Genomic DNA, 15,499 nt, shown 5'->3' with positions numbered 1-15,499 from the left:
TCCCGCACTGGCGGGACGGGCGCCGGCGAGGCACCCTGGTCGCAGGACCAGGCGATGGCGGCTCTCCCTGGCGGCGGTGGCCGCGACCGGTCTCGCGGTCGGCGGGGCGACCCTGTTCAGCTGGACGATCAGCGCGCTGGTCCGGTCCGGGGAGCAGGAGCGCTACGCCGCCCTGCTCGCCGAGCCTCTGGAGCGGCACGGCGTGACGGGCTTCTCCGACAGCAGCGACGGCACGCAGACGGACGGCGTCGACAAGGTCCAGGTCGCCGCCCCCGAGAGCGAGCACGCCGCCGTCGAGGCGGCACTGCGCGAGTCGGGGCTGTCCATCGCGGACCCGCCGGTGCGGTTCCTGCCCGAGTCCTGAGCGCGGATCCCTCAGCGTGCCCCGCTACAGATGCAGCAGGCTCCAGTCGATGATGACCGCGAGCGCGGTGAACAGCGCGGCGACCGCCCCGACCGCCTTGCCGGCCCGGTCGAGGTCGCTGCGGGGGCCCGGCCGCATGTCGGCGACGACGCGCAGCAGCGCCCCGAGCAGCGCGATCACGGTGACGGCCAGTATCCAGACCTTGAGCGAGACGTGCGAGTCGACGTCGAGCAGGGTGAGGGTCACCACCGGCACGAGCACGGCGAGGACCGACACGACGACCAGCAGGACGCCGCGCCGCGTGAGATCGGTGGGGCCGTAGGAGCCCTCGCTCAGCCAGGCGCGGAGCGGGCGGCGGGCGGCGGCTGCGGTCTCGGCTCCGTCGGTCCCGGTCTCGGTCTCGGCCTCGGTCGCGGCGGAGGCCTGGGGTGCGCTCGTGCTCACGGGCGGGCTCCTGAAGTGGATGCGGGAGTGGCGCTGCCGCGGACGCAGAGGGGATCGGTCGAGTCTGACGCCGCGCGGCCGCCGACGGAAGAGCCGCTTGCGGACGTGTCCGGAAGCGGACAGGGGGTCGATAGCTGTGCAGCGCCAGGAAGTGACTCGCCCGAGAAGGCTCGTTCTCGCGGTGGGGAACGAGCCTTCTCGGGCGAGTGAGCGGCCGGGTGGGCGGCGGGCGGCTAGCGGCAGGCCGTCAGGCTCGCCACTCCGTCGGACAGGGTGCCGGTGCCGCCGAGCAGCACGACGCTGGTGGCGCCGAGGCTCTTGATGTCGTCGAGGACGGGCTGGGGGACGCAGTCGGGCTTCACCGTGTAGAGCGGGTTGCGGGTGAAGCCGGCGGCGGCCGCTCCGGAGAGGGCGTCGGGGAACTTCTCGCCGGTGGCGAGGTAGACCGTCGACGCGGCCGTGAAGGCGGCGCGGTTCAGCTGCACCGAAGTGTCGTAGCGGTCGACGCCGCCGATGCGGATCGGCGTGATGCGGAACGAGTTCTCGATGCCGGTGCTGACCGAGAGCGGGTCGCCCGCGATGGTCAGCTTCTTGACGCCGAGGCCCTGCACCAGGGAGCGGGTGGTGTCGTCGACGGCGCTGAGTCCGCCGTTCACCAGGAGGACGGGCGCCCGGACCGAGCCGGCCGCGGCAGCCGCGGCGAGGGCGTCGGGGAACTTCTCACCGGTGGCGAGCCACGCCTGCGAGGAGCCCTTCGGGAACGCCGCTTCGACGAGCTTCGCCGCGGTGTCGTAGCGGTCGACGCCGCCGATGCGCTGGACCTCGCCGGTCTTCGCGTAGGCGGCGAGCTCGGTCACGAGGCGGTCGCTGACGCTCAGGTTCGAGCCGACGACGACGATCTTGCTCGGCTTGAGGCGGCGCAGCTCGTCGCGGACCGGCTGCGACATCGAGTCCTGGTCGACCAGCAGCAGCGGGCCGTTCTGCTTCGCGGCGGCGGGTGCCGCGGCGAGGGCGTCGGGGAAGTTGCCGCCGGTGGCGATGAAGACGACCGGCACGTTCGCCTTGAACGTCGCGGCCGAGACCTTCGCGGCGGTGTCCTGACGGTCGACGCCGGCGATGCGGGTGACGACCACGGGGCTACCGGGCGTGGGAGTCGCGGTCGGCGTGGCGGTCGGGGTCGCCGTGGGCGTGGCGGTGGGGGTCGCGGTCGGCGTGGCCGTCGGAGTCGCGGTCGGAGTGGCCGTGGGCGTCGCGGTCGGCGTGGCCGTCGGGGTGCCGGTGGCGGTCGGGGTCGGCGTGGGCGTCGACCCGTCGTCGCAGGACGCGGCGGTGACGTCGTAGGTGTACTGCACGTTGGCCGAGCTGCCGGCCCAGACCACGAGGCGGTCGCCCGTCTTGACGGGCACCGGGGCGAAGGCGAAGGGTCCGCCGGTGGCCGGGACGGTCGTCTGGGTGGCGGTCGTGCCGTTGACGGCCAGTCCGAGGTTCGTGGCCCCCGTGCCGGCGACCGGGCCGCCGGTGTCGCCGGCGACGACGGCGCTGACGGGAGCGCCGTCGGTGCAGGTGACGTCCGTCGAGGCGGTCGGGGCGGCGGCGGCGCTGAGGGCGGGCGTGAGGCCGACGGTGCCGGCGATCACCGCGGCGGCGATCAGGGCGACCCGTGAGCGGCGCGGGGCCCTCACAGTGCCACCACCGCGGCGGTCGGCGTGCAGGAGAGGTGGAGCGATGACGACATCGTGTCGCCTTTCTCGAGAGGGCGGATCGGGCCGCTCCGGTCCCTCGTCGCGATCCCTCCTCCCTCGCGGCCGCGGCGTCGCGGGCGGGGTGTCGGGGTCGACAGGGGAACGGATCGGTGCTCGAAAGCTAGCGAGACGGCCACCGCCTCGGCAATGGGCACCGGCAGAGGGTCCCCCTGTTGGGGGGCGTCAGGCCCTCACCCGATCCGCCCCCGGCCCCTCACCCCTGCCCGGCCGCGAAGCGCCGCACCACGGGCCGCTCCACCACGCTCACCAGCGCGTACAGCGCGACGGCGACCGCGACGACGACCACCGTCTCCGACCACAGCGCGCTGAAGCGCGAGGCCGCGTAGTCGCGGACGAGCATGCTGCCGAGACCCTCGCCGGTCGCGAGCCACTCCGCCAGCGTCGCACCGGCGAAGGCGCCCGGGACGGCGATGCGGGCCGAGGCGAAGATCGCGGGCAGGGCGTAGAGCAGGCGGACCTTGCGGGTCACCATCGCGGTCGAGCCGCCCATCGAGACGACGAGGTCGCAGGCGAGGACCGGCGCGGCGCGCAGGGCGGCCGCGACGCTCACCAGCGTCGGGAAGAAGGTCACCAGCGAGACGATCACCGTCACGCCGAGCAGCCCGCGCCCGAAGACGAGGGCGAGCAGCGGGGTCATCGCGACCAGCGGGATCGAGCGCATCACCACGGCGGCGGGCAGCACCGTGCGCTCGACCCAGCGCGACAGCACGATCCCCACCGCGACGAGGCAGGCGAGCGCGGTGCCGATGACGTAGCCGACCCCGGCGTCGCGGAGCGTGATCGCCAGGCCGTCGAGGACGATCCCGCGGTTCGCAGCGGCGTCGGGATCCGCGAAGAGGTGGGTCAGCACGTCCAGCGGCGTCTTCGCGAAGTACGGCGACAGGCCGAACGCCAGGATCGCGCCCCACCAGACCGCGACGACCACCGCGATCGAGCCGAGCAGCCCGAGGAGCGCCGTCACGGCGCTCCGGCCGCCGCGCAGTCCCGACGCGGTCGCGATGCTCTGGCCGACCGCGGTCGAGACGTCGCGCGAGACCCACGGAGTGGCGGCGCGGCCGATCAGTCCCGCCGCGAAGTAGACGAGCCCGGCCAGCGCCGACATCGTCAGCGCGACCGCCCAGGTCCGCGGCACCTGGAACGACGACTGCGCCTGCACCAGCATCACGCCGAGGCCGCGGGAGGCGCCGAGGTACTCGCCGAGGATGGTGCCGAGGATCGCGGCGGGCGCGGCGATCTGCAGGCCGGCGAAGAGGCCGGGGAGCATCGCCGTCAGCCGCGCCTTCCGCAGCACCACGCGGTCCGAGCCGCCCATCGAGCGGACGAGGTCGACCGTCGCGCCGTTCACCGAGCGCAGGCCCAGCAGGCAGGACACGAGCGTGGTGAACAGCACCGACAGCCCGGCCAGGATCTGCTTGGGCATGTCGCCCGGGAAGACCACGACCAGGATCGGCGTGATCGCCACCAGCGGCACGCAGAAGCTCATCACGGCGATCCGGAGCAGCACCCGCTCGGTCCACGGGACCTGGACGAACAGGATCGCGGCGAGCACGGCGACCGCGTTGCCGACGACGTAGCCGATGCCCGCGTTCGCGAGGGTCGCGCCGACGTTCATCGGCAGCACGGACAGGTCGTCGACGAACGCCGCCACCACGGCCCACGGCGTCGGGACGACGCGCAGGGGAGCGGCGGCGAGCGCGACGAGCCACCACAGCGCGATCAGCCCGAGGATCGGGACCACGCGGCCGGCGAGGCCGCGCGGCCGACGTCGGATCAGCACGGCGCTGGTGCGGGTGCTCGGCTGCTCCGGCGGGGCGAGCGCCGTCACCGCGGCACTCCCGCCGCGATCGTCTCGCCGAACAGGCCGCGGGAGAGCCGGTCGCAGTAGGCGTGGAACTCCGGTGTCTGCTGCAGCTCCGCGGTGCGCGGGCGCGGCAGGTCGATGTCGACGATCTCGACGATCCGGCCCGGTCGCGCCGCCATCAGCACGACGCGGTCGGCCAGGAACACGGCCTCGCTGATGCTGTGGGTCACGAGCAGCGTCGTGGTGGCGCGCTCGGTCCAGATCCGCTGCAGCTCGAGGTTCAGCCGGTGCCGGGTGACCTCGTCGAGGGCGCCGAACGGCTCGTCGAGCAGCAGCGCGTCCGGCTCCATGGCCAGCGCGCGGGCGAGGGACACCCGCTGGCGCATGCCGCCCGAGAGCTGCGCGGGCTTGGCCTTCTCGAAGCCGGTCAGGCCGACCAGCTCGATCAGCGCGGCGATCGCGGCGCGGTCGGTGCGCCGCCCCGACACCTCGTAGGCGAGCGCGATGTTGGACGCGGCGCTGCGCCAGGGCAGCAGCGCCGAGTCCTGGAACGCCACTCCGACGCGGTGGTCGATCCGGGCGCGCTCCGGGTCGGCGCCGTGCAGCTGCGCGACGCCCCCGCTCACGCCCTCGAGACCGGCGAAGATCCGCAGGAGCGTCGACTTGCCGCAGCCCGAGGGCCCCAGGAGGGCGGTGAACTCGCCCTCCCGGGTCTCCAGGTCGACGCCGTCGAGCGCGCGCACCGTGCCGCGGCCGACGTCGAACTCCTTGACGACGCCCGCGGCGGAGAGGCCGAGGGTCACGCCTTCCACTCCCCGGCGGCGCGGAGGCGGAGGATCTCGTCCTTCAGCGCGCTGTCGCGGCCCGCGACCTCGTTGACCAGCTCCGAGCCGCCGCCATCGCCCCAGAAGTCGTCGACAGAGCGGCCGGCGAGCTGGCCGCGCCGGGTGTGCACGTCGAGCGCGTACTCCGGGATCTCGAACGGCTTCTCGGACGCGTTGATGAGGTGCATGGTCAGGTTCGCGAGCTCGTCCGAGGTGCGGTCCTTGGTGCGCTCGGAGAGGAAGCGGATGGCGTGGGTCGCGAACAGCCAGCGGTCGCCGAACGAGCGGTCGAGGCGCTGGTGCATCAGGTAGAGGCTGTTGACGACGACGGGCTCGGAGTAGCTGCCGTCGCCGACGTCCTCGCAGGAGACGACGTTGAGGCGGGCCCACATCATCTCCTCGAGGTCGGCGCTGGACTCGAACATCTCGCGGCCGACGAGCAGCGCGAGCTGGGTGTCGCCGCGGCGGATCGACTTCTGCAGGGTCGAGATGAGCTCGTCGGCGGGGTAGCCGCGGACGGAGGTGACGCGGGTCCAGGGGTCTTCGGAGAAGTGCACGGGCATGGGAGGTCTCGCTTTCAGGAGGAGCGTGTCGGTGGAGAAGGGTGGGCGCGGCGTCAGCCGGCGTGGATCTCGTCGAGGATCGAGGTGTCGAAGAGCGAGTCGAGGTCGCCCTCGACGCCCTGGCCCTCGAGGGTCGCGATGTTCGCGGCGATGCCCTCGGGGCTCATCGTGAGGAGGCCGTTCTGCTCGGTCTCGGCGGTCTGCACGAGCGGGACGAACGCCTCCGCGGCGAGCTTCTGCTGCTCGAGGTCGAGGTTCTGGCTCTTGCCGGGTCCGTCGACGACGTAGGCGGCCGCGTCGTCGGGGTCGGCGAGCGCGGTGGTCCAGCCGGCGATGGTGCCCTCGACGACGGCCTTCACGGCGGCGCGCTGCGTCTCGTCGGCGAGCGCCTCCTCCGTGGTGAAGAGCACGTTGCCCCACGCCTCGTAGCCGTAGTCGCTCAGCGGGAAGGCGACGGTGTCGATGCCCTGCAGCTTCAGGGTGACCGGCTGGTTGTTGAGGAAGGAGACGAACGCGTCGCAGTCGCCCGCGACGAGCGGCGACGGGTCGAAGTCGGCCGTCACGTACTCGACGTCCGAGGGCTCGATGTCGTTGGCGGTGAGGATGCCGTCCATGATCGAGACGCCCGAGGTCTGGATGCACAGGCGCGAGCCGACCAGGTCGTCGAGCGTGTTCACGGGCGACGAGGCGAGCGACATGATGCTCATCGGGTTGACCTGGAGGGTCGCGCCGACGATGACCAGCGGTGCGCCCTCGTTGCGGGCACGGGCGACGACGTCGGCGGAGGAGAGGCCGACGAGCGCCTTGCCGCTGGCGACGAGCGGCTCGACGGTCGTGCTCGGGCCGCCGGGCGTGATCGTGATGTCGACGCCGGCGTCGGCGTAGTCGCCGTCGCGCTCGCCGATGAACGGGCCCATGTTCTCGACGTTGGCGATCCAGCCCAGCTGGAGGGTGGCGGCCTGGGTGCCGCCGCCCTCGGACGCGGAGCTGTCGGAGCCGGCGCAGCCGGCGAGGAGGCCGACGGTGCAGGCGCCGGCGAGGAGGGCGAGGACGGCGCGGGGAGCGCGGCGGAGCAGGGGTGCGGGCATGACGACCTTCACGGGGAGGGGAGCGCGGGGCGCTCGAGAGGAGGTGCGGGCGCGCTGGAGGCGTCCGCGACGGACCGCGGCAGGGCGCGGTCGGGAGCGCGCACGACGGAGCCGTCGGTGCGCGGAGGAGGGGTGGTGCCGGCTCAGCCCGCGGCGGGCGCGCGCGAGTTCGAGAGCCGCCAGGTGCCCAGACGCCAGGCACCGCTGAGGCGGTGCAGGGGCGTGGACTCGGGCACGGCGGGACTCCTCGGGCGGGGCGGGGCAGCGGCGGGGCAGCGGCGGGACGGCCGCGGGCGACGGATCAGGGGGACCGTTTCCGAAGGACCCTATGCGGCCCCTGCGCGCCCCGACGAACCGACGACGGAAGGTTTACGCGCCCGAAACCTGGCGAAACGAGTCGGTGATCCGTCGCCGCATAGTGTCGACGGGCACGGGAAAAACGACAGGCGGGGCTCCTCGTCATCGCGACATTCCCGATCCTGCTGTCGCGATCACGGAAGAGGCACCGCCATGACCACCCCCGCCACCACCACGCCCACCGCCACGCCCACTGTCGGCGTCTACCTCGCCGGCTTCGAGGTCTTCGCACCCGACGGGCCGGCCCTCGCCGAGCGGATGCGCGCCACCTGCCGCCGCTACGGGCTCGAGCCGATCTCGCCGCTGGACAAGGGCGCCGACGCCGATCAGGCCGACGCCGACCAGGGGCCCGCGCTCGAGGGCGAGGCGCTCGCCGATCTGATCTACGCGAACAACATCGCGATGATCGAGCGCGCCGACGCGATCCTCGCCAACCTCAACCACTTCCGGGGGCCGGACCCCGACGCGGGCACCTGCTTCGAGGTCGGCTACGCGGTCGCGCGCGGCAAGGCCAGCTACGTCTACGCCTCCGACGGGGCGACCGCGGTCGAGCGCACCCGCGACTTCTTCGGACCGGTCACCCCCGACGGCGCGGGCGGCTTCACCGACGCGGACGGCTTCACGGTCGAGAACTTCGGCGCGCCGTTCAACCTGATGCTGTCCTCGTCGAGCACCGTCGTCCTCGGCGACTTCGAGGCGTGCGTCGCGCGGCTCGCGGCGGACGCGGCGGCGGGGCACCTGCTGAAGCGGGCAGCGGTCGTGAGCACCGGGGCGTGAGCGTCGGGAGCATCGCCGAGCTGCGCGCCGCGCTCGCCGTCGGGGCCGTGTCGGCCGTCGAGGTCGCCGCCGATCGGCTCGCCGCGGTCGCCGCGCAGTCGGGCACGGTCGTGGCGTGGGACGAGGAGGCGGTCCTCCGCGCCGCCGCCGCGGTCGACGAGCGCCGCCGGCGGGGGGAGCCGCTCGGGCCGCTCGCGGGCGTCCCGCTCACGGTGAAGGACTCGTTCGACGTCGCCGGGCTCGACGGCAGCGTCGGCACCGCCGAGAGCGTGCACCGCTCCGTCGCGGACGCCCCGGCGGTCGCCGCGCTGCGGGCCGCCGACGCCGTGATCCTCGGCAAGACGGCGGTGCCGCCGTTCCTCGACTCGTTCGACACCGCGAGCGCGCTGCACGGCCGGGCGGTCAATCCGTGGGGCGCGCAGCTGACGGCGGGCGGCTCCTCCGGCGGGTCCGCCGCCGCGGTCGCGTCCGGCCTGTCCTGGGGCGACCTCGGCAGCGACCTGACCGGGTCGATCCGCGTGCCGGCCGCCTGGAACGGCGTCTGCGGGCACCGGCCGAGCAGCGGAGTGATCTCCAAGCGCGGGCACCTGCCCTCGCCGGTCGGCACCCGGCTCGAGCCCTCTGCGTCCGCCGCCGGGCCGATCGCCCGGAGCGCCGACGACACCGCGGCGCTCTTCGCGGTGCTCGCCGGGTCGGTCTCCTCCGGACCGTGGCGGCTGGCGCTGCCCGAGCCGCGGTTCTCCCGGCTGAGCGAGCTGACCGTGGGGCTGTGGCTCGCGGAGGAGAGCGCACCGGTCGACGACGAGACGACGGCGGCGCTCGCCGCTCTCGCCGAGCGACTGCGCGCCGCCGGCGCGACGGTGGTCGATCTCGGGCCGTCCGTGCTCGGCACCGCGGAGGCCGAGGCGCTGTTCGACCGGCTGGTCCTGCACGAGATCAGCTACCCCGGGGGCCCGGGCGCCCCTGTGGCGCAGGTGTGGGCCGACTGGGACGAGCAGCTGCGGCTGCGCGCGGAGTGGGAGCGGGCCATCGCCGGGGTGGACGTCGTGCTCGCGCCGGTGGTGCCGTTCGCGGCGCCCGCGTTCCCGCTCGCCGAGGCCGACCGCCGGGCGATCGGCCGCTGGAGCTGCCTGGCGAACCTCGCCATGGGCCCGTCGACGGTGCTCCCGATCGGTCTCGGCGCGACGTCCGGCCTGCCGCTGGCCGCGCAGCTGATCGGCGCGCACGGCGACGACCTCGCAACCCTCGGCGCGGCCCGCCTGCTGGCGGCCGAGGGCCTGGTGCCGCCGACGCTGCGGGCGCCCGAGACGGCCTGACCCGGCGTCCTCCGCTCGAGACAAAGAGAAAACCCGGCCCCAGAGGGGCCGGGTGGTATTCGAAAAGCATAGCCGAACGCCGCCTGCGGGCGGCGACGTGGCGCCGGATTGTCACCAACCGTCTGGTCGGGAGAGCCTGTCGATCCGCTCGGGAAGCTGCGAACTCCGAAGGTCGTGGTCGGTCAGCTCGTACCACCAGTGACCGCCCGCACCCTCGCCGGGTTCTCCCGCGAGCGCGCCGGCGCGGTAGGCGGGAGTGGGGTTGACCACCCCGACCGGCACTCGACGACGCGCTTCGCGGATGGGGAACTCGAGATCGCTGTCGTTGCTGATGACGACGGCGGCGTCGACCGAGCGTTCCAGCACATCGATCAGGAGGTGCGAGGCGACGTTCACGTCGGATCCCTTCTCCTCCCGTCGGGCGATCGAGGCCATGAAGGTGGCTCCTGGGGCGTCGGCTCCGTCCCGGTCCCTGATCATCAGCGGCCAGGAGGGGGTGCTGAGGACCGGTCGCCCGCGTCGGTCCGGCGTCGCGAGTGGAGCGGTCGCTACCCGCGAGACGTAGCTCCCGAGAGCGAGGACGTCGATGGATCCATGCCGCTGCAGTGCACGGAGGTAGGTGTCCTGATCGCGTTGCCCCTGCGGATGAGAGGCCCCGCTGACGCGTGCGGTGCAGAAGACGATGCGCGTGCTCGATACCGCACCCCATCCTGCGCCGGGACCGGTGAGGAGGCCCGCGGCGAGTGCGCGCAGGTCGAGCCAGCGCCACCCCGGTGTGCCGCGGCCGCAGATCCGGCGCGCTCCGTAGTAGAGGTTGAACCCATCGATGTAGACGCCCACTCGCATGGACGGACGATAGACGCGTCGATGTCCGACCGGAGGCCGGTGGCGCCTGATCCGCGCCGCGCCTCACCCGCGCTGCTTCACCATCCGCCAGTTCACCAGCTCCACGCCCGCGCGCACCGGGTGCTGCTCGGTGACCGCGACGAAGCCGTGGTGCTCGAAGAAGGGGCGCGCGGTGATGCTCACGTCCGCCGACAGCTCCGGCGCGTCCCGTGCCTGCGACTCCGCCTCGGCGAGCAGGCGGGTCGCGACGCCGCGGCGGAGGAAGCGCGGGGCGACGAACATCATGTCGATCCAGCCGTCGGCGCTGACGTCCGAGAAGCCGGCGAGCTCGCCGTCGACGGTGGCGACGAAGGCGTTCCGCGCCAGCATCGCGGCGTGCCACGTCGGGACATCGCGCTCGCCGGCCCAGGCGCCGATCTGCTCGGGGGAGTAGTCGGCGGCGGCCGTCTCGTTGACGGCGGCGAGGAAGACGGCCAGGGTACCGGCGGCGTCGGACTCGGCGTAGGGGCGGATCGCGATCGGAGGCACCTCGACACCCTCCGCGCGAGATGCCACTTATGAGCCCGACACGCCGAGGAATCGCGTCACAAGTGGCATCTCGCGGGGGGCGCGGGGGTCAGCGTCCCAGCACCCGTGCGTACACGCGGAGGTAGTCGTCGACCATCCGCTCGACGGCGAAGCGGCGGACGGCCGTCTCGCGGACCCGCGCGCGGTCGAGCCGGCGGGCGCGCGGCACCGCGGCGACCGCCTCCGCCGCCGAGTCGACGACGAAGCCGCTCACGCCCTCGTCGACGATCTCGGGCATCGATCCGCGCCGGTACGCGATCACGGGGGTGCCGCAGGCCATCGCCTCGACCACCGACAGGCCGAACGGCTCGTCGAAGCCGATCGAGTGCAGCAGCGCGACCGCCGAGCCGAGCAGCGCCGCGCGCTCGGCCGGCCCGACCGAGCCGGCGTAGACCACGCGGTCGCCGTCGACGTGCGGCTCGACCTCCTCGCGCCAGTAGCGCTCGTCCTGCACGATGCCCGCGATCACGAGGCGCAGGCCCGCGCCGGCGGCGATGCGCACCGCCTCTGCCGTGCCCTTGTCGGGGTGGATGCGGCCGAGGACCACCAGGTCGTCGGAGCCGGGCTGCGCTGAGTACGGCAGCTCCGACAGGTCGATCCCGTGGTGCACCGTGGCGACGTAGTCCAGCTCGGGCGAGCGGTCGCTCTCCGAGATCGAGACCAGGTTCGCGGTCAGCGGGTGCCGCAGCGCCTCGCGGTACGCGGGCAGGATGCCCGGGCCGGAGAAGCCGTGCACCGTCGTCACCAGCGGCACCGGCCACTGCGCGGCGAGCGCGAGCGGCAGCCAGTCGAGGTGGTTGTGCACGAGGTCGAACTCCCGCGAGCGGGCGAGCGCGTGCGCGATGTGCAGCGACTCCTGGACCCGCCCGTCGGCACCGGACTCGGCGTAGCCCTCCGGCACGACGCTCGAGAGCCGGCCCGCGGTGGCGGAGTCGCCGGTCGCGAACAGCGTCACGTCCACCCCGCGGCGCACCAGGCCCTCGGTGAGCAGGCTCGCCACCCGCTCCCACGGCCCGTAGTGCCGCGGCGGCGTGCGCCAGGCGACGGGCGCGAGCATCCCGACGCGCAGAGTGCCCAGGACGGGCGTCACGCCGCGGCCGCCTGCGCGGGCTCCGCGCGGCGGACGACGAGCGAGGTGTGCAGGGCGGCGATGGTCGATTCCGCGCCCCGGTTCTCGTTGCGGCCGGTCGGCGTCAGGCCGTCGTAGCCGGCGCCGGTGACCGGGTCGATCATCACGGTCCCGGAGTCGTTGACCCCGCGGAACCAGGCCCAGCACGCGGCCAGGCCGTCGCGCCAGAGCGGGTCCTCCTCGATCGTCAGCGCGCGGGCGCAGGCGGCCGCGAGCGCCGCGACCTCGATCGGCTGCTGGTCGAAGAGCGCGCCGGTCTCGCCGGGGCCGCGGCCGGCGACTCCGCAGACCGACAGGCCGTTCTCGCCGGACTCGAGCGCGAGCAGGAACGCCAGCTGGTGGAAGCCGCGGGTGAGCAGCACGGGATCGCCGAGAGCCGCGCCGGCCGCGAGCAGCGCCTCCGGGAGACAGCCGTTCGCGTAGCGCAGCCGCGGCTCGGGCCAGGGCCAGTCGGCCTCGGCCGCGTGGTGCAGCAGCGACGAGCCGTCCGCGACGAGCTGCGCGGCGGCAGCGCTCTCCGGATGCGCCTCGAGTACCTCGACGGCGCCGAGCACGGCGGAGGTCATCGCGCGCAGGTGCGGCGAGCGCTGGGCGGCGAGGCGCTGGAACAGCCGCATCCCGCGGTGCCGGCTGAGCGGCAGCTCCGCCCGCGCCGCGACGACGCCCGCGGCCCAGACGGCGCGGCCCCACCAGTCGCCGAGCGACGGCTCCTCCGGGGAGTCGCCCTCGGCCGAGACGCGGTTGCGCACCGTGCCGTCCGCGGCAGTCGCGCGCTCGAGGAAGCGCAGGTACTGCTCGGTCAGCCGCCGCGTCACCTCGGACTGCTCCGGCTCCTGCGCCACCACGATCAGCGCGCGCGCCACGTCGTCGACGCAGTAGCCGTGCTCGCGCCGCGGCACGTCGAGCAGCGCGTGCTCGAAGAGCCCGCCCGCGTCGGTGAGCGCGTCGAGGTGGGAGTAGGGGAGTGCGGTCGAGAGGACCGGCGCTGCGCCGTCCGCTCGGGAGGTCACGCCGCGCGCTCCACCCGGAGGCGCTCGACCAGGTCCAGGTAGCGGCCGGCCGCGGCGGGCCAGGACAGCGCCTCCGAGGACAGGCCTGTGGCGGGCAGCTCCGTGGCGGACGGCCCCGTGGCGTCGGACGCGGCCCCCGCGACGCCGTCGAGCACCTCCCGCAGCGCGTCGGCCATCGCCGCTGGGTCCTCGTGCGCGACGGTGCGGCCGCGCGGCGCGGTCAGCAGCTCGAGTGCGTGCGGGAACGCGGTCGCGACGACGGGGCGCCCCGCGGCGAGCGCCTCCACCAGCACGCCGGAGGTGACCTGGTTGCGGGAGTCGTAGGGGAGCAGCACCGCGTCGGCCTCCGCGACCGCGGCGGCGAGCTGGGCCGGGTCGAGGTAGCGGCCGTCGAGGACGACCCGGTCGCCGAGACCGAGCTCGGCGACGAGCGCGGCGAGCGACTCGCGGTACGCCTCCCCGTGCGAGGCCACGACCTTCGGGTGCGTCTGCCCGAACACCGTGTAGCGGGCGTCGACGCCGGCGTCGCGGAGGAGCGCCGTGGCGCGGATCCCCCACTCGATGCCCTTGCCGGGGCCGATCAGGCCCCAGGTGATGATCTGCGGGGTGTCGCCGGAGTCGGCGCGCGGCGCGGTGCGCTCGGCGCCGCCCGTCCAGACCGGCACGCCGTGGGCGACGACGCCGACCTTGCGGGTGTCGACGGAGTAGCGGCGCTCGAGGATCTCGGCGGCGACGGCCGTCATCACCACGACCGCGTCGGCGAGGGCGGCGACCCGCTCCAGCACCGAGCGCTGCGAGTCGCTGGGGGTCTCGAGGACGGTGTGCAGCACGACGATCGCGGGGACCGTGAGCTGCTCCATCAGCGCGAGGACCTCGTCGCCGTCCGGGCCGCCGTAGATGCCGTACTCGTGCTGGATCACGGCGACATCGCTGCGGCTGAGCTCCGCCGCGGCGTGCGCGATGCTCGCCGGGTCGCCCGCGACGAGCTCGGCGACGACACTCCGGCCGACGGCCGAGCCGGGCACGGCGAGCTCGTCCATCACCCGGACGGTGTGGATCGTCGCGCCGTGCTCCGCGGCCAGCGCGTCGCCGAGCGACTGGGCGAAGGTGGCGAGGCCGCAGCGGGTCGGCGGGAAGGTCGAGAGCATCCCGACGACGGCGCCGCCGCCGTGCGCGAAGGGGAGGTGCTGCGTGGGGGTGAGGGGGTGCGCCATGCTGACTCCAGCCGCGGTCGTGCGGCCTCGGGGGAGCGACCGCGAACGGGCGAGGCGACTGCCGGCCGGCACCCCTCGCGGGATCGCGGCAACCGGATCCGGTCCATCGCCGGCGGACCGGTCCTGAGTGACGTCACCCTAGAGGGGGTGGATGAACATCCGGGGTCGACTTCGTTCTCCGGCCATCGAGATGCCACTTGTGCACGCCTTTCACGGCGTGTCGCGTGCACAAGTGGCATCGCGCGGCGGGGGTCAGACCCGCGTGGGCGTCAGGGCGGTGGCCACCAGGGCGGCGCAGAGGAGGGCGATCGCCGTCAGGGCGGCGGCGACGCCGAGGGGCGCGGCCAGGAGGGGGGTCGCCAGCACCGCGAGGGCGGCGGGCAGGACGAGGGCGGCGCGGAGCGGGCGGCCCTCGGCGAGCGGCAGGTGCACGGCCCACAGCATCACCAGGAAGGCGGCGACCGGCACGGCGACCGCGGCGCCGATCACGGTGTCGCTCGCCTCCAGGTGCCCGGCCGTCGCCGCGACCGCCGACTCGAGGCCGGCGCCCAGACCGCCGAGCGCCGCGAAGATCACGAAGTGCGCGTACCCCCAGCGGAAGGAGAGGTCGCGCCGCCGCTCGAGCAGCTCGCCCGAGGGGTGCAGGAACGACAGCCACCACAGCGTGAAGACGATCACCAGCGCGCAGGCCGCGACGACCACGAGCGAGAGGCTCACCCCCGACTCCGTCACCGCCTGCTGCACCCCGGTCACGGCCGCGAGCACGCCCTCGCCGAGCAGGATGATCGTGAACAGCCCGTAGCGCTCGGCGATGTGGTGCGGATGCCAGCTCGACTCGCCCGCCCGCAGCGCCCACAGCGGCACCGCCAGCTCGAGCGCCGCCAGCACGACGAAGCTCACCACTCCGTACTGCTCGGGCAGGAGGAGCCGCAACAGCCAGCCGACCTGCACGAGCGAGAACCCGCCCGCGCTGCGCAGCGCCGAGACCCGCTGGCTCGGCGTCGACACCGCGACCCGCAGCCACTGGCTGACCAGCGCGAACCGCATGATCGCGTAGCCGACGGTGATCGCCGTGAAGTCGCCCTCCTCGAACGCCGTCGGCACCCCCGCCGCGAGCACGAGCACCCCGCCCATCTGCGCGAGCGTGAGCAGCCGGTAGGGCACGTCGTCGGTGTCGTAGCCGGAGGCGAACCAGGTGAAGTTCATCCAGGCCCACCAGATCGCGAAGAACACCATCGCGAAGGGGAGCACCGTCTCGCCGAGGTGCCCCTCCTCCGTCGCGTGTGCGAGCTGCGCGGCGATCTGCGCGATCGCGACGACGAAGGTCAGGTCCACGAGCAGCTCGAGCGGCGACGACACCCGGTGCGGCTCGTCGACGGCGCGCGGGCGCATCCGGACGCGGAGGAGGGTCATGCGCTCATCCTGCACCCGCGTGC

General features: G+C 74.2%; 15 protein-coding genes. 3 read left to right on the top strand and 12 right to left on the bottom strand.

Annotation, left to right across the window (positions count from 1 at the left end):
• Positions 1-76 precede the first annotated feature (76 nt).
• Entirely contained in the window at positions 77-364 is a 288-nt protein-coding gene (locus MT353_RS12830; protein WP_243624726.1) for a hypothetical protein, read from the top strand.
• 24 nt (positions 365-388) lie between these two features.
• Here MT353_RS12830 and MT353_RS12825 read toward each other — a convergent pair whose 3' ends face one another.
• The 6 genes from MT353_RS12825 to MT353_RS12800 form a co-directional block, all read right to left on the bottom strand.
• Positions 389-808, bottom strand: a complete 420-nt coding sequence (locus MT353_RS12825) for a hypothetical protein (RefSeq protein ID WP_243624725.1) — start codon at positions 806-808, stop codon at positions 389-391.
• 233 nt (positions 809-1,041) lie between these two features.
• Positions 1,042-2,490 (bottom strand): cell wall-binding repeat-containing protein, encoded by a 1,449-nt coding sequence (locus MT353_RS12820; RefSeq protein WP_243624724.1) that lies wholly within the window; start codon positions 2,488-2,490, stop codon positions 1,042-1,044.
• Positions 2,491-2,764: 274 nt separating this feature from the next.
• Positions 2,765-4,396, bottom strand: coding sequence for an ABC transporter permease (locus MT353_RS12815; RefSeq protein ID WP_243624723.1), 1,632 nt, complete (start codon positions 4,394-4,396; stop codon positions 2,765-2,767).
• A complete protein-coding gene (locus MT353_RS12810; protein ID WP_243581452.1) occupies positions 4,393-5,175 on the bottom strand; it encodes an ABC transporter ATP-binding protein in 783 nt (260 codons plus the stop codon). Before MT353_RS12810 ends, MT353_RS12815 begins: the two co-directional genes overlap by 4 nt.
• Positions 5,172-5,759, bottom strand: coding sequence for an AAA family ATPase (locus MT353_RS12805; RefSeq protein ID WP_123444462.1), 588 nt, complete (start codon positions 5,757-5,759; stop codon positions 5,172-5,174). Before MT353_RS12805 ends, MT353_RS12810 begins: the two co-directional genes overlap by 4 nt.
• A gap of 53 nt (positions 5,760-5,812) precedes the next feature.
• Entirely contained in the window at positions 5,813-6,847 is a 1,035-nt protein-coding gene (locus MT353_RS12800) for an ABC transporter substrate-binding protein (protein WP_243624722.1), read from the bottom strand.
• A gap of 510 nt (positions 6,848-7,357) precedes the next feature.
• Here MT353_RS12800 and MT353_RS12795 point away from each other — a divergent pair.
• Both MT353_RS12795 and MT353_RS12790 read left to right on the top strand, forming a co-directional pair.
• On the top strand, positions 7,358-7,981 hold the full coding sequence (locus MT353_RS12795) for a nucleoside 2-deoxyribosyltransferase (RefSeq protein WP_243599686.1): 624 nt from the start codon (positions 7,358-7,360) through the stop codon (positions 7,979-7,981).
• Entirely contained in the window at positions 7,978-9,297 is a 1,320-nt protein-coding gene (locus MT353_RS12790; protein WP_243624721.1) for an amidase family protein, read from the top strand. The genes MT353_RS12795 and MT353_RS12790 overlap by 4 nt, the downstream gene beginning before the upstream one ends.
• A 111-nt stretch (positions 9,298-9,408) precedes the next feature.
• Here the strand turns inward: MT353_RS12790 and MT353_RS12785 are convergent, their stop codons facing one another.
• The 6 genes from MT353_RS12785 to MT353_RS12760 form a co-directional block, all read right to left on the bottom strand.
• Positions 9,409-9,732, bottom strand: coding sequence for a hypothetical protein (locus tag MT353_RS12785; protein ID WP_243599688.1), 324 nt, complete (start codon positions 9,730-9,732; stop codon positions 9,409-9,411).
• A gap of 474 nt (positions 9,733-10,206) precedes the next feature.
• Positions 10,207-10,671: a GNAT family N-acetyltransferase gene (locus MT353_RS12780; RefSeq protein ID WP_243624720.1), complete on the bottom strand. Its 465-nt coding sequence runs from the start codon at positions 10,669-10,671 to the stop codon at positions 10,207-10,209.
• An 88-nt stretch (positions 10,672-10,759) separates the two neighbouring features.
• On the bottom strand, positions 10,760-11,800 hold the full coding sequence (locus MT353_RS12775; RefSeq protein ID WP_243624719.1) for a glycosyltransferase family 4 protein: 1,041 nt from the start codon (positions 11,798-11,800) through the stop codon (positions 10,760-10,762).
• Positions 11,797-12,849, bottom strand: coding sequence for a glycosyltransferase (locus tag MT353_RS12770; RefSeq protein WP_243624718.1), 1,053 nt, complete (start codon positions 12,847-12,849; stop codon positions 11,797-11,799). Before MT353_RS12770 ends, MT353_RS12775 begins: the two co-directional genes overlap by 4 nt.
• Positions 12,846-14,063: a glycosyltransferase gene (locus MT353_RS12765; protein ID WP_243624717.1), complete on the bottom strand. Its 1,218-nt coding sequence runs from the start codon at positions 14,061-14,063 to the stop codon at positions 12,846-12,848. The genes MT353_RS12770 and MT353_RS12765 overlap by 4 nt, the downstream gene beginning before the upstream one ends.
• A gap of 252 nt (positions 14,064-14,315) precedes the next feature.
• Positions 14,316-15,476: a low temperature requirement protein A gene (locus tag MT353_RS12760; RefSeq protein ID WP_243624716.1), complete on the bottom strand. Its 1,161-nt coding sequence runs from the start codon at positions 15,474-15,476 to the stop codon at positions 14,316-14,318.
• Positions 15,477-15,499 lie beyond the last annotated feature (23 nt).

Origin of the sequence: Rathayibacter sp. VKM Ac-2927, assembly GCF_022815525.1 — a bacterium.
GTDB lineage: Bacteria > Actinomycetota > Actinomycetes > Actinomycetales > Microbacteriaceae > Rathayibacter > Rathayibacter festucae.
Note: the sequence above shows the minus strand (reverse complement) of the source record. Positions and strands in the feature narration are given on the sequence as shown.